General features: G+C 70.0%; 10 protein-coding genes. 6 read left to right on the top strand and 4 right to left on the bottom strand.

Annotation, left to right across the window (positions count from 1 at the left end):
* Positions 1-3 precede the first annotated feature (3 nt).
* The 5 genes from nuoL (at position 4) to ACQUQ1_RS02750 (ending at position 7686) form a co-directional block, all read left to right on the top strand.
* On the top strand, positions 4-2058 hold the full coding sequence (gene nuoL / locus ACQUQ1_RS02730; RefSeq protein ID WP_435062717.1) for an NADH-quinone oxidoreductase subunit L: 2055 nt from the start codon (positions 4-6) through the stop codon (positions 2056-2058).
* On the top strand, positions 2055-3587 hold the full coding sequence (locus ACQUQ1_RS02735) for a complex I subunit 4 family protein (protein ID WP_435062718.1): 1533 nt from the start codon (positions 2055-2057) through the stop codon (positions 3585-3587). Before nuoL ends, ACQUQ1_RS02735 begins: the two co-directional genes overlap by 4 nt.
* Positions 3587-5107, top strand: a complete 1521-nt coding sequence (locus tag ACQUQ1_RS02740) for an NADH-quinone oxidoreductase subunit N (protein WP_435062719.1) — start codon at positions 3587-3589, stop codon at positions 5105-5107. Before ACQUQ1_RS02735 ends, ACQUQ1_RS02740 begins: the two co-directional genes overlap by 1 nt.
* A 193-nt stretch (positions 5108-5300) precedes the next feature.
* The gene (locus ACQUQ1_RS02745) at positions 5301-6758 is read left to right on the top strand and encodes a DHHA1 domain-containing protein (RefSeq protein ID WP_435062720.1); all 1458 of its coding nucleotides are present in this window, start codon (positions 5301-5303) and stop codon (positions 6756-6758) included.
* Between the two features lie 91 nt (positions 6759-6849).
* Positions 6850-7686, top strand: coding sequence for a CBS domain-containing protein (locus tag ACQUQ1_RS02750; protein ID WP_435062721.1), 837 nt, complete (start codon positions 6850-6852; stop codon positions 7684-7686).
* A gap of 12 nt (positions 7687-7698) precedes the next feature.
* On the opposite strand, the gene ACQUQ1_RS02755 is transcribed toward ACQUQ1_RS02750, so the two are convergent.
* The 4 genes from ACQUQ1_RS02755 to ACQUQ1_RS02770 form a co-directional block, all read right to left on the bottom strand.
* Complete coding sequence (locus ACQUQ1_RS02755; protein ID WP_435062722.1) at positions 7699-7935, bottom strand: DUF7543 family protein; 237 nt, start codon at positions 7933-7935, stop codon at positions 7699-7701.
* 81 nt (positions 7936-8016) lie between these two features.
* The gene (locus tag ACQUQ1_RS02760; RefSeq protein WP_435062723.1) at positions 8017-8184 is read right to left on the bottom strand and encodes a hypothetical protein; all 168 of its coding nucleotides are present in this window, start codon (positions 8182-8184) and stop codon (positions 8017-8019) included.
* A 218-nt stretch (positions 8185-8402) separates the two neighbouring features.
* Positions 8403-9776 carry a S8 family serine peptidase gene (locus ACQUQ1_RS02765; RefSeq protein WP_435062724.1) on the bottom strand — a complete coding sequence of 458 codons (1374 nt, stop codon included), beginning with the start codon at positions 9774-9776 and terminating at the stop codon, positions 8403-8405.
* 173 nt (positions 9777-9949) lie between these two features.
* Entirely contained in the window at positions 9950-10927 is a 978-nt protein-coding gene (locus ACQUQ1_RS02770; RefSeq protein ID WP_435062725.1) for an aldo/keto reductase, read from the bottom strand.
* A gap of 152 nt (positions 10928-11079) precedes the next feature.
* On the opposite strand from ACQUQ1_RS02770, the gene ACQUQ1_RS02775 reads away from it, so the two are divergent.
* Positions 11080-12735, top strand: a complete 1656-nt coding sequence (locus ACQUQ1_RS02775; RefSeq protein WP_435062726.1) for an acyl-CoA synthetase — start codon at positions 11080-11082, stop codon at positions 12733-12735.
* The last annotated feature ends 114 nt before the right edge of the window (positions 12736-12849 follow it).

A 12849-nucleotide genomic window follows, 5' to 3' on the forward strand; every position in this document is an offset into this window, starting at 1 on the left:
TTCATGGCAGGAATCTTCGACTTCGCGCCGGCCGTCGTGCTGCTCCCGTTCCTCTCGTTCCTGATCGCGGTGGGGACCGCCCTCTCCGGGCGCGACCTGCTGCCGAAGGGCGGGGCGATCCCCGGCATCGCGGCGACCGCCGGGTCGCTCGTGCTGTCGGTCGCGATGGCCGCCACCGTCGCAGGAGGCCAGGTGTACGACGAGACGATCTACACGTGGGCCGTCGGGGCCGTCCCCGGCGCCGAGGCGCCGCTGGAGCTGACGTTCGGCGTCCTGATCGACCCGCTGTCCTCGATGATGCTCGTCATCGTGACGCTCATCGCGCTGCTGGTCCACGTGTTCTCGCTGGGGTACATGAACGACGAGGGCGAGACGGGCCTCCCGCGCTACTACGCCGGGCTCGGCCTGTTCACCGCCTCCATGCTCGGGTTCGTCGTCGCCGACAACCTGCTCATGGCGTTCATGTTCTTCGAGCTGGTGGGGCTGTGCTCGTACCTCCTCATCGGCTTCCACTTCCGCGAGCCCGGCCCGCCGTCGGCGGCGAAGAAGGCGTTCCTCGTCACCCGCTTCGGGGACTACTTCTTCCTCGTCGGCGTCGTCGCCGTGTTCGCGACGTTCGGGACCGCGCAGTTCGTCGGCTCCGAATCGGCGCCGGGCTTCCCGGCGCTGGCCGAGCAGGCCCTGCACGGCGAGTACGCGGCCAACACCTTCCTCGGGCTCGGGCCCGAAGCGTGGTTCACGGTCGTCGGCCTGCTCGTGCTCGGCGGCGTGATCGGTAAGTCCGCACAGTTCCCGCTGCACACGTGGCTCCCCGACGCGATGGAGGGCCCGACGCCGGTGTCGGCGCTCATCCACGCGGCGACGATGGTCGCGGCCGGCGTCTACCTCGTCGCGCGGATGTACGGCTTCTACGCCGTCTCGCCGACTGCGCTGGGCGTCATCGCCCTCGTCGGCGGCTTCACCGCCCTGTTCGCCGGCACGATGGGCATCGTGAAGCGCGAACTGAAGCAGGTGCTCGCGTACTCGACCATCTCGCAGTACGGCTACATGATGCTCGCGCTCGGCGCGGGCGGGTACGTGGCCGCGACGTTCCACCTGATGACCCACGCGTTCTTCAAGGCGCTGCTGTTCCTGGGCGCCGGGTCGGTCATCATCGCGATGCACCACAACGAGAACATGTGGGACATGGGCGGGCTGAAGTCGAAGATGCCCGTGACCTACTACTCGTTCCTCGCCGGGTCGCTGGCGCTGGCCGGGATCTTCCCGTTCGCCGGCTTCTGGTCGAAGGACGAGATCCTCTTCGAGACGCTGATCCACGGGCTGGACGGCCAGCCGCTCCTGCTGCTGGGGTACGCGTTCGGCCTGCTCGCGGTGCCCGTCACCGCCTTCTACACCTTCCGGATGGTGTTCCTCACCTTCCACGGCGACGCCCGCACCGAGCAGGCGGAGTCGCCGGCGTCGGTCCGCTGGAACGTGAAGCTGCCGCTGGCGGTGCTCGGCGTGCTCGCGGCGGGCGCGGGCGTCGTCAACCTCGCGCCGGTGCGCGTGCTCACGGGCCTGCACGTGGACTTCCTGCACGCGTGGCTCGACGGCGGCTTCTCGGACCTGACGGTCCACCACTACGCCGAGATCGACCCGTACTCCTCGGCGTACATCGGCGGCGAGGTGACGACGGTGCTGCTGGGCGCGGCGGTGTCGCTCGGTCTCGCGCTCGCGGGCCTCGCGCTCGCGTACAAGCTGTACGCGGTGCCGACGCCCGAGGAGCACACGGACAAGCTCGGCTCGGTCAAGGACCTGCTGTACGACAACTACTACCAGGACGAGTACCAGGTGTTCCTGGCGGAGCGGGTCGTCCTCCCGCTGGCCCGCGCCGCGGACACCTTCGACCAGGGCGTCGTCGACGGCGCGGTCAACGCCGTCTCCAGCGTGAGCCTGTTCTCGGGCTCGCGGATCCGGCGCATCCAGACGGGCGTGGTGAGTAACTACGCGGCGCTGGTGACGCTCGGGCTCACGGCCCTGCTCGTGCTGTTCGGCGTTCTCGGGGGGTGGTTACTGTGATAATCGAGGCACTCATCGGAGTCACGTTCCTCGCCGCGCTGGTCGTCATGCTGGCGCCCGACGAGTACGCCGGCCGGCTCGCGTTCGCGCTGAGCCTGCTGCCGGTCGTCGGGAGCCTCTACATGTGGGCCGGCTTCGACGCGGGCGGGAACGCGCTCATGGCCGGGAGTATCGCGTACGAGACGCAGATCGACTGGCTGACCGTCGCCGGCTACGAGCTCCAGTGGTTCGTCGGCGTCGACGGCATCAGCCTCCCGCTGGTCGTGCTCTCGGCGGTGCTGTCCACGCTCGCGATCCTGTCGGCGTGGACCCCCATCGACAGCCGGCAGTCGCAGTTCTACGGCCTCATGCTGTTCATGGAGGCGAACCTGCTGGGCGTGTTCACCGCGCTCGACTTCTTCCTGTGGTTCGTCTTCTGGGAGGCCGTGCTGGTCCCGATGTACTTCCTCATCGGCGTGTGGGGCGGCCCGCGCCGGAAGTACGCCGCGATCAAGTTCTTCGTGTACACGAACGTCGCCAGCCTCGCCATGTTCATCGCGTTCATGGCGCTGGTGTTCAACCTCCCCGTGAGCTCCTTCGGGCTCCCGGAGATCACCCAGTCGTTGCAGGCCGGGGAGCTGAGCAGTTTCGTCGGGCTCGAGCCGGCGACGCTGAAGCTCGCGGCGTTCGTCGCGATGTTCGCCGGATTCGCGGTGAAGGTGCCGGTCGTCCCGCTGCACACCTGGCTGCCGGACGCCCACGTCGAGGCGCCGACGCCGGTGTCGGTGATGCTGGCGGGCGTCCTCCTGAAGATGGGGACGTACGCCCTGCTGCGGTTCAACTTCACGATGCTGCCGGACGTGGCGACGCGGCCGCTGGTCGCGGCGGTCGTCGCCGGCGTCGCGGTGGTGTCGGTCATCTACGGCGCGATGCTCGCGCTGGCCCAGCAGGACCTCAAGCGCATCGTCGCGTACTCGTCGGTCTCCTCGATGGGATACGTCATCCTCGGGCTCGTCGCCTACACGGGCCTGGGGATCGGCGGCGCGACGTTCCAGATGATCGCCCACGGGCTCATCTCCGGGCTGATGTTCATGGCGGTCGGCGTCATCTACAACGTCACCCACACGCGCATGGTGGGCGACATGTCCGGGATGGCCGACCGGATGCCGGTCACGGTGGGCATCCTCGTCGCCGGCGCGTTCGGCTACATGGGCCTGCCGCTCATGGCCGGCTTCGCCGCCGAGTACTTCATCTTCCAGGGGGCGTTCGCCTCGCAGGTGATCCCGTCGGCGCCGCTGTTCACCGCGGCGTCGATGTTCGGCATCGTCATCGTGGCGGGCTACCTGCTGTTCGCGATGCAGCGGACGCTGTTCGGTGAGTTCCGCCTGGAGACCGACTACGAGGTGCGCCGGGCGCACTTCCACGACGTGGCGCCGCTGGCGGTGCTGCTGCTGTGCACCATCGCGCTCGGCGTCGCGCCCGGCATCTTCTTCGAGATGATCACTGACGCGATCGAGCCGGTCGTCGCGGTCGTGGGGGGTGGTGCCTGATGGCGGTCGATCCCGCGCTCCTGCAGAGCGGGGCCGGCCAGCTCCCAACCTGGACCGCGCTCGCGCCGGCGCTGGCGCTCGTGGCGACGGGGCTGATCCTCATCGTCGCCGACAGCATCGACCCGGACAGCGGCAACCCGGCGCTGCTCGCCGGCGTCGCCACCGTCGGCTCGCTCGCCTCCCTCGGGCTGGCCGGCTGGTTCCTCGCGGCGGGCACCGGCCAGTCCGGAACCGGCGGCGCCATCGTCCTCTTCGGCGACGCCCTCGTCGTCGACGGGATGGCGCTGTTCTTCCAGGCGCTGTTCGCCTCCGTCACCGCGCTGGTCGTGGTGGCGAGCTACGACTACCTCCACGACCACGAGTACCAGGCGGAGTTCTACTCGCTGGTGCTGTTCGCGGCGACGGGGATGGCGCTGATGGCGACGGCGAACTCCCTGGCGGTCGCGTTCGTCTCGCTGGAGCTCGCCTCGCTGCCCTCGTACGCGCTGGTGTCGTACCTCAAGCGGGACACCGGAAGCGTCGAGGCGGGGCTGAAGTACTTCCTCATCGGCGCGCTCTCCTCTGCGGTGTTCGCGTTCGGCATCTCGCTGGTGTACGCCGCCACCGGGAGCCTGCTGTTGCCGGACGTGTACGAGGCGCTCGCGAACGCCCCCGAGGGACTGGCGGGCGTCGCGGGCGTCGGCATCCTGATGGTCGCCGGCGGGTTCGCGTTCAAGACCGCCTCCGTCCCCTTCCACTTCTGGGCGCCGGAGGCGTACGAGGGCGCGCCCGCGCCCGTCTCGGGGTTCCTCTCGTCGGCCTCGAAGGCCGCCGGCTTCGCGCTCGCGTTCCGCGTGTTCGTCGTCGGCTTCCCGCTGGACGCCGGGATCGACTGGGTGCTGCTGTTCCAGGTGCTCGCGGTCGTCACGATGACGCTCGGCAACTTCGCGGCCGCCACCCAGGAGGAGGTCAAGCGGATGCTCGCGTACTCCTCGATCGGGCACGCGGGCTACGCGCTCATCGGCCTCGCGGCCTACACGGGCGCCAGCGGCGGCGACGTGCTCGGCGCGTCGATGGCGCACCTGCTCGTGTACGGCTTCATGAACACCGGGGCGTTCCTGTTCGTGGCGCTGGCCGAACGCTGGGGCATCGGCCGCACCTTCGAGGACTACGCGGGCCTGGGCGCGAAGGCGCCGTTCGCCAGCGTCGCCATGAGCGTGTTCATGTTCTCGCTGGCGGGCCTGCCGCCGTTCGGCGGGTTCTTCTCGAAGTACTTCCTGTTCATGGGCGCCGTCGAGGCCGGGTTCTGGTGGCTCGCGGCCGTCGGCGCCGTCAACAGCGCGCTGTCGCTGTTCTACTACAGCCGCGTCGTGAAGGCGCTGTGGCTCGACGACGCCGCCACCGAGTTCGAGCTCGGGTCGACGCCGACGGCGCTGTACGCCGCGGTCGTGTTCGCGGCCGTCGCGACGGTGCTGCTCCTGCCCGGGTTCGCCCCGGTCATCGAGACGGCACAGACCGTGGCGGCGGCCATCCTGCCGTAACGCCCCGCCCCGACTCCCGACTCGCGGCCCGTTTTCGGTCCGGTTCCGACCCCGTTCGAGGGTCCGCCTCCGCCCGCTATCGACCCCGAGCGCCGCGTCCGGTTCCCGGGACCCGGCGGCGGCGCTCCGGCCGTCACCGGTCGCGCGGCGAGGACGGCAGGGTTTTCCCGGCCCGGGCCGACCGATCGCCGTAATGCGTCGGCTGGTGCTCGGCTGCGGGACCGTCGGCAACGACATCGTCGCGTCGCTGACCGGCCGGTCCGGCACGCTCCACGTGATAACCGAGGACAGCGGCCGGGTGACGGCGCTCCGCGACGAGAACGTCTCGGCGGTCGAGGCGGACCCGCTGGACCCCGGCAACTACCCGGACCGGGCGGACCTGGTCGTCGTGGGCGGTCCGTCGGCGACGGCCAACCTCACCGCGGCCGACCGCGCCCGCGAGCGCTACCCGGACGCCGTGATCGTCGCGTACGCGGGCGAGGACGCCACCGAGGCGGACCTGCGGGCGCTCCGCGACCTCGCCGACCGGGTGATCGACCCCATCGGCGTCGCCGCCGAGCGGGTGCTCGACGTGGCGACCGGCGCGACGGCCGAGCGGCTACGGTCGATGGTGCGTGCGCTCCGGTCGGTGGAGGGGACGCTCGCGGTCGTCGCCCACGACAACCCCGACCCGGACGCCATCGCCTCGGCGGTCGCGCTGGTACACGTCGCCGAGTCCGTCGGCGTCGACGCCGAGGCGTGCTACTACGGCGACATCTCCCACCAGGAGAACCGCGCGCTCGTCAACCTCCTCGACATCGAGATGCGCCGGCTCGACCCCGAGGCCGACCCCCGCGAGGAGTTCGCCGCCTTCGCGCTCGTCGACCACTCCCGGCCGGGAGTCAACGACAGCCTCCCCGAGGGCATCCGCCCGGCGGTCGTGATCGACCATCACCCGCCCCGCGAGCCGGTCGACGCGGGCTTCCTCGATCTCCGGGACGCCGTCGGCTCCACGTCGACGCTGCTTGCCGAGTACCTCGACCGGTTCGGGATCGACCCCGGGCGGCGGATCGCGACCGCGCTCCTGTACGGCATCAGGATCGACACCAAGGACTTCACCCGCGAGGTGAGCGAGGCGGACTTCGACGCCGCCGCGTACCTCCTCGGGCACGCCGACACGGAGGTGCTCGACCGGGTCGAGTCGCCGAGCGTGAACCCGGAAGTGCTGGACGTGCTCGCGCGGGCCATCGAGAACCGCGAGCAGCGCGGGAGCGCGGTCGCCTCCTGCGTCGGGGAGATCCGCGACCGCGACGCGCTCGCGCAGGCGGCCGAGCAGCTGCTCAACATGGAGGGCGTCGACACGACGCTCGTGTACGGCTATCGCGACGGCGTCGTCTACGCGTCGGGGCGGACCCGCGGCGCCGACCTCGACCTGGGGGAGACGCTCCGGGACGCCCTCGACCAGATCGGCTCGGCCGGCGGCCACGCGGACATGGCGGGCGCGCAGGTGCCGCTGGGCATCCTCGCGGACGTGGACGAGGACTCCAGGGACTCGCTCGCCGAGGTCGTGCGCGACATCGTCGCCGGCCGGTTCTTCGAGACGCTGGAGGACGCTCCCAGCGCGCCCGTCCGGACGGCCGACCGCGCCGTCACGTTCCCCGACAAGGACTGAACCAGGGGCGCGTCTCGGCGGGGGTCCCCGACGGGGTGGCCCCGCCCGCGGGAGGAACCCTTACCCCGCCGCCCGTCGAACCCGTCCACGAATGAGCGACGCCCGGAGCGAGGCCGCCAAGCCGAAGGTGCGATCGTACATGACCCGGGACGTGGCGACGGTGTCGCCGGACGACACCGTCAGCGAGGTGGTCGAGCGGATCCTCGACAGCGACCACAACGGCTTCCCCGTCACCGACGGCCGGACCGTCGTTGGGTTCGTCTCCGCGCGCGACCTCCTGTCGGTGGACGACGACGCCCCGCTGTTCACCGTCATGAGCGACGATATCATCGTCGCGCACCCGGAGATGGACGTCACCGACGCCGCGCGCGTCATCCTCCGGTCGGGCATCCAGAAGCTCCCGGTCGTCGACGACGCGGGCAACCTCGTCGGGATCATCTCGAACACGGACGTGATCCGCTCGCAGATCGAGCGTGCGACGCCCGAGAAGGTTGGCAAGCTCATGCGCACCCTGGAGGAGATCCACGGCGTCGACACGACCGAGGAGCGCCGGACGGTCGCGCTCTCGGATCTCACCCCCACGCAGGCGCGGGTGTACGCCGACGAGCTGGAGGGCCGACGGTACGAGCTGGAGCGCGGGCTCGCCGAGCCGCTGGTCGTCATCGACAACCCCAACGCCAGCGGCGAACTGGAGGACGACGGCCGGCTCGTGCTCGCGGACGGCCACCACCGCGTGATGGCCGCCCGCCGCCTCGGCGTCGAGGAGATGGACGCCTACGTCATCGTCATCGCCGACCACGTCGAGCTCGGGATGGAGAAGACCGCCCGCAAGGAGGGGCTCTCGTCGATCGACGACATCGACGTGGTCGACTACGCGCGCCACCCCCTCGTCGAGACGACGAAGCGCTTCCAGAACGACGACGCCTGACCCGCCCCGGCGTCACTCCCCCTCGTCCCGGTCGAACGTCTCCTTCCACTCCGCGAGCAGGTCGTCGGCCGTCTCCCGGTCGGGAACGCGTTCGCGCCGGTAGGCCCGCCCCTCGGGCGCCTGTTCGAGCCTGTCGAGCCTGACGACGACGCTCCCGTCGGCGTGTTCGCGCACGCGCAGCGTCGCGTGACCGTCGTCGCGTTTCCACTCGTCGTACCGCTCGGGCGTCTCGACGGGGCTCCAGGGCATACCCGCCGTTCGCGCTCGCACGTGAACAACGCGGCGGTTCGCGGCCCACACCCGGCCGCCTCTCCCCTCCGCGGACCCCCGCTACCGGACCGCGCGGCCGCGGGCGGGCCGTCGCCGGATCAGCGGGCTCTCCGTCTCCCCGCACTCGGGACACACCGCGTACCCGAGGCTGTCGTAGTCGATCCCGGTCGACGGGGCGCACGTCCCGCACGACGCGCACTCGAACACCGCCGTCTCCACTGACACCATACCGTGCCATTCGATGTCATACGACTTAGTTGTATGCCGCCTGTCTGACGGTATCCGGTCGATAACCGGTTGTCTTCACGATAGTATCACCCGGCGCCGTCGGGCGGTCATCGGTAGCGGCCGCGCGAATCCGTCCGTCGAGCGCGCCCGCCGGCGCTCGACGGCGGGACTCAAAAAGGGTCGAGATCGACGGGGCCGGCGTCTCCCCTCCGCCCGGCCTACAGCGCGTCGACGACGTTCAGGAACCCGCTCCCGTAGAACGTCTTGTCGTACCCGTCGGGCACGTCGGCGGCGCGCTTGAGCGCGCTCTCGACCTGGTTCGCGTTGTAGTCGGGGTTGGCGCTCTTGACCAGCGCGGCCGCGCCCGCGACGTTCGGCGCCGCCATCGACGTGCCGGCGAGCCAACCGTACGTGTGGTTGACCGACTCGATCCCGGTGATATTGCCGTCATCATCCTGTTCGTACGTGGGAATCGCGAGCGTGTTGTACACGAGGTCGAGATACCACGGGACGCCGGTCCCGATGGCGCCGAGGTCGGCGTCGCCGCCGGGGGCCCCGAGCGTGATGGCGTTCGTCCCGTAGTTCGTGTAGAACGCCGGGCTCTCCGGCGGCGACGCGAAGTCGTCCGAGTCGCCGTCGCCGTCGGCGTCCCAGCCGAACCCGATCGGACCGGTGGCGGCGACCGACACCGCCTGTGCCCCCTCGTTGGGCAGACTGATGAAGTTCTTGTCGTGCTGGAGGTCCGCCGAGTCGTTGCCGGCGGCGATGGAGAGCAGGGTACCCTCCTTGTTCGCGTACGTCATCACCCTGTTGAGGGCCTTCCCGTAGAACTGGCCGATCCCCTGCCGCGGGATCGGATACGCGCCCAGGGAGAGGTTCGCCACGTCCGCGTCGATGTTCGCGCTGTACACGACTGCCGCGAGGATGTCCGCGAACGACGCCAACGCATTGGGCGAGAACACCCGACAGTCGACCAGGTCCGTCCCGGGTGCGGTGCCGATCACACCCTCCCCGTTGTCGAGGGCGCCGACGATACCGGCGACGTGCGTACCGTGGTAGCCGCCCGCGGGGTTCGCGGCGCCGAGCCCGTCGCCCGTGAAGTTCCTCGATAGCGATTCGTTCACGTCCAGGTCGGGGTGTCCGCCGGCCACGCCGCTGTCGATGATCGTCACCCGAGTGCCCGCTCCCTGCGTCACCTCGTGGGCTTCCGGAACGTTCAGCGCCTGCTTGTCCCACTGGAGGGGGTAGAACGGTTCGTCGCTCGCGCTCGACGACGGGGCGTCCACGTCCGACTCGTCGACGGTCGGCGCTTCCGCGTTCACGCCCGGATCGTCCAGTTCGACCTCGATGTCCGCCGCGTATCCCGTCACCGCCTTCGATCGCTTCACGTCGGACTCGCTCCCTTCGACGACTGCGAACTTCACGCCGGGCATCTCGTGGACGACCGTCAGGTCCGACGGCAGGCCCTTCCCCTTCGTCTCGACGACGAACCGGTCGGTCCGTTCGGCCGCCGTGACCGTCGTGCCGGCGAAGATGCCGCCCAGTACGCCGCCGCTCAACTTCAGAAACGTCCGTCGTCCGTGCGAGGACATACCATGACAGGCGTATTTATCAGATATAAATGTTTGTAAACGATACGTTCGTGCTCCCTGATTTATTCGGAGCCTGTCCGAATCTCCCTCGATAGCGCCGCTCTCCGCGTTCTCCGTCGTATACGTTAGATAACACTACTCCGCGGTCGACGCGGAACGGACGGCGCGGCGCCCTACTCGTGTCCGGAGACGCGGACCGGCTCGTACGGCTCCTCCAGGTACTCCATCTCGCTCGACGACAGGGAGAGGTCGAGCGCCTCGACGGCGTCCTCCAGGTGCTCGACGCTCGTGGTGCCGACGATGGGGGCGTCGACGGCGTCCTGCTCGAACAGCCACGCGAGGGCGACCTGGGCCATCTTCACGCCCTTCTCCTCGGCCAACTCCTCGACGCGGGCGTTGATCTCCTCGCCGCCGCCCTCCAGGTACGGGTGGCGGCGGGCGTGCTCCTCGCTCTCGCCGCGGGTCGTCGCGTCGAGTTCGTCGACCGGCCGCGCGAGCCACCCGCGCGCGAGCGGCGACCACGGGATCACGCCCACGTCCTCCCGCTCGCACAGCGGGAGCATCTCGCGCTCCTCCTCGCGGTACAGGAGGTTGTAGTGGTTCTGCATCGTCGCGTACCGCTCCAGCCCGAGGCGGTCGGCCGCGTGGAGCGCCTCGGCGAACTGGTGGGCCCACATCGAGGAGGCGCCGACGTAGCGCGCCTTCCGGTCGCGGACCGCCCCGTCGAGCGCCCGCACCGTCGCCTCGATGGGGGTGTCGTAGTCCCACCGGTGCGTCTGGTACAGGTCGACCGTCTCCATCCCGAGGCGGTCGAGGGAGTTGTCCAACTCCTGCTGGATCGCCTTCCGCGAGAGGCCGCCGGAGTTCGGGTCGCCCTCGCGCATCCGGAAGTACCCCTTCGTGGCGACGACGAACTCGTCGCGGTCGTACCCCGCGAGCGCCTCCCCGAGCACCCGCTCGGACTCGCCCTCGGAGTACATGTTGGCGGTGTCGAAGAAGTTCACGCCCAACTCGATCGCGCGCTCGACGAGTTCGGTCCCCGCCTCCTCGTCGAGCACCCAGTCGCGCCAGTCGGGGTCGCCGAAGCTCATACAGCCGAGACAGATGCGCGAGACGGTCATCCCCGTGTCGCCGAGGGTAGTGTACTCCATGTCCGGGGGTCGTCGGGAGGCGACAAAAACCCGGGTGGCGACCCCAACGACCGTGGCGGCGAACGCTCCCGCGACAGCGACGCGCCGGGGCGACTCCGGCACGCGCCAACGGCACCCAAACGATTATTCCATATACTGTCCACGGTCCGCGTATGCCGGTCGATTACGACACCGCCGTCGCCGACTTCGAGTGGGACATCCCCGACGACTACACGCTCCCGTCGGTCGTCGAGGGCCACGCGGAGGCGTACGGCGACCGGGTCGCCGTCACCTTCCTCGACGAGGACGGAACGCGCGCCGAGCGCACCTACGCCGACATCCACGCCGACATGAACCGCTTCGCCAACGCGCTGGCGGACCTCGGCGTCGGCGAGGGCGACCGCGTGATGCACCTGTTCCCGCGCCACCCGGACGCCTTCGCGATCCAGCTGGGCGTGCTCAAGCGCGGGGCGCTCGTCGTCCCCTGCTCGGCGATGCTGAAGCCGAAGGACCTGGCCTTCCGCGCGAACGACTGCGAGGCGACGACCGTCGTCGCCCACGAGTCGCTCGTCGACATGGTCGAACCCGTCCTCGACGAGACGCCCCTCGACACCCTGATCTGTCTCGATGGCTCGCCGGAGGGCTGGCGGGAGTTCGACGGCCTGCTCGACGGGCGGGAGACGGAACACGACGGCCCCGACGTGGGCGCCGAGGACCCGATGAGCATCAACTACACCTCCGGCACGACGGGCCAGCCGAAGCCGGTGCTCCACCGCCACCGGTGGATGCGCGCGTTCGAGCTGGTGAACGCCCCCTACTGGTGGGGCGTCACCGCCGAGGGAACCGACGCGCCGGGCGTCGAGGACGACGACGTCGACCTCGACGAGGAGCTGCTGTGGGCGACGACCGGCACCGGCTGGGCGAAGTGGTTCTGGTCGCCCGTCGGCGTCGGGATCACCACCGGCGCGCGCCAGCTCCTGTACGAGGGCGAGTTCGACGCCGACGAGTTCCTCTCGGTGATGGAGGAGGAGGGCGTCACCCGCCTGTGCGCCGTCCCGACGCAGTACCGGATGTTCACCCAGACCGACCTCTCGGCGTACGACCTCGACCTGACGGAGGCGCTGTCGGCGGGCGAGCCGCTCAACCGCGAGCCGATCGAGGCGCTCCAGGACGCCTACGGCATCACCCCCCGCGACGGCTACGGCCAGACCGAGACGGTGTGTCTCGTCTCCAACTACCCCGGCATCGACGTGAAGGAGGGGTCGATGGGCAAGCCCACCCCCGGCCTCGGCACGACCATCATCGACACGCAGGAGGAGGAGGAGGTCGAGCCGGGCGAGATCGGCGAGATCGCGGTGCCCGTCGGCAACCCGGGCACCTTCGACAGCTACTTCGAGAAGCCCGAGCTCGACGAGGAGACGTTCTCTGGCGACTACTATCGCACCGGCGACCTCGCGCGCGAGGACGAGGACGGCTACTTCTTCTTCGAGGGGCGCGCCGACGACATCATCCTCTCGGCGGGCTACCGCATCGGCCCGTTCGAGGTCGAGGACGCGCTCGTCTCCCACGAGGCGGTCGCGGAGGCCGCCGCCGTCGCCTCCCCCCACGAGGAGCGCGGGAACGTCGTGAAGGCGTACGTCGTCCTCGCCGACGGCCACGAGGGGAGCGACGAGCTCACCGACGAGCTCCAGGACTACATGAAGGAGGAGACGGCGCCGTACAAGTACCCCCGACGGATCGAGTACGTCGAGGAGCTCCCGAAGACCTCCTCGGGCAAGACCCGCCGGGTCGAACTCCGCGAGCGCGAGCGGGAGCGCTTCGGGGAGTAGCGGCGCCCGTCGCACGCCGGGTCCCGTCGTAACCTCCTTACTCGCACAGCCCGTACCTGACTCCGTTCGATCCCGCCACCGGAACCGCATTCTCCGTCCACGACAGCCGCCCAC

The organism is Halobaculum sp. EA56 (genome assembly GCF_051195075.1).
Classification (GTDB): Archaea; Halobacteriota; Halobacteria; order Halobacteriales; family Haloferacaceae; genus Halobaculum.

Excerpts from the sequence above, each read along its gene's own strand:
- nuoL (WP_435062717.1), top strand. The coding sequence starts at position 4 with ATGGCAGGAATCTTCGACTTCGCGCCGGCCGTCGTGCTGCTCCCGTTC.
- ACQUQ1_RS02740 (WP_435062719.1), top strand. The coding sequence starts at position 3,587 with ATGGCGGTCGATCCCGCGCTCCTGCAGAGCGGGGCCGGCCAGCTCCCA.
- ACQUQ1_RS02745 (WP_435062720.1), top strand. The coding sequence starts at position 5,301 with ATGCGTCGGCTGGTGCTCGGCTGCGGGACCGTCGGCAACGACATCGTC.
- ACQUQ1_RS02750 (WP_435062721.1), top strand. The coding sequence starts at position 6,850 with ATGAGCGACGCCCGGAGCGAGGCCGCCAAGCCGAAGGTGCGATCGTAC.
- ACQUQ1_RS02755 (WP_435062722.1), bottom strand. The coding sequence starts at position 7,935 with ATGCCCTGGAGCCCCGTCGAGACGCCCGAGCGGTACGACGAGTGGAAA.
- ACQUQ1_RS02760 (WP_435062723.1), bottom strand. The coding sequence starts at position 8,184 with ATGGTGTCAGTGGAGACGGCGGTGTTCGAGTGCGCGTCGTGCGGGACG.
- ACQUQ1_RS02765 (WP_435062724.1), bottom strand. The coding sequence starts at position 9,776 with ATGTCCTCGCACGGACGACGGACGTTTCTGAAGTTGAGCGGCGGCGTA.
- ACQUQ1_RS02770 (WP_435062725.1), bottom strand. The coding sequence starts at position 10,927 with ATGGAGTACACTACCCTCGGCGACACGGGGATGACCGTCTCGCGCATC.
- ACQUQ1_RS02775 (WP_435062726.1), top strand. The coding sequence starts at position 11,080 with ATGCCGGTCGATTACGACACCGCCGTCGCCGACTTCGAGTGGGACATC.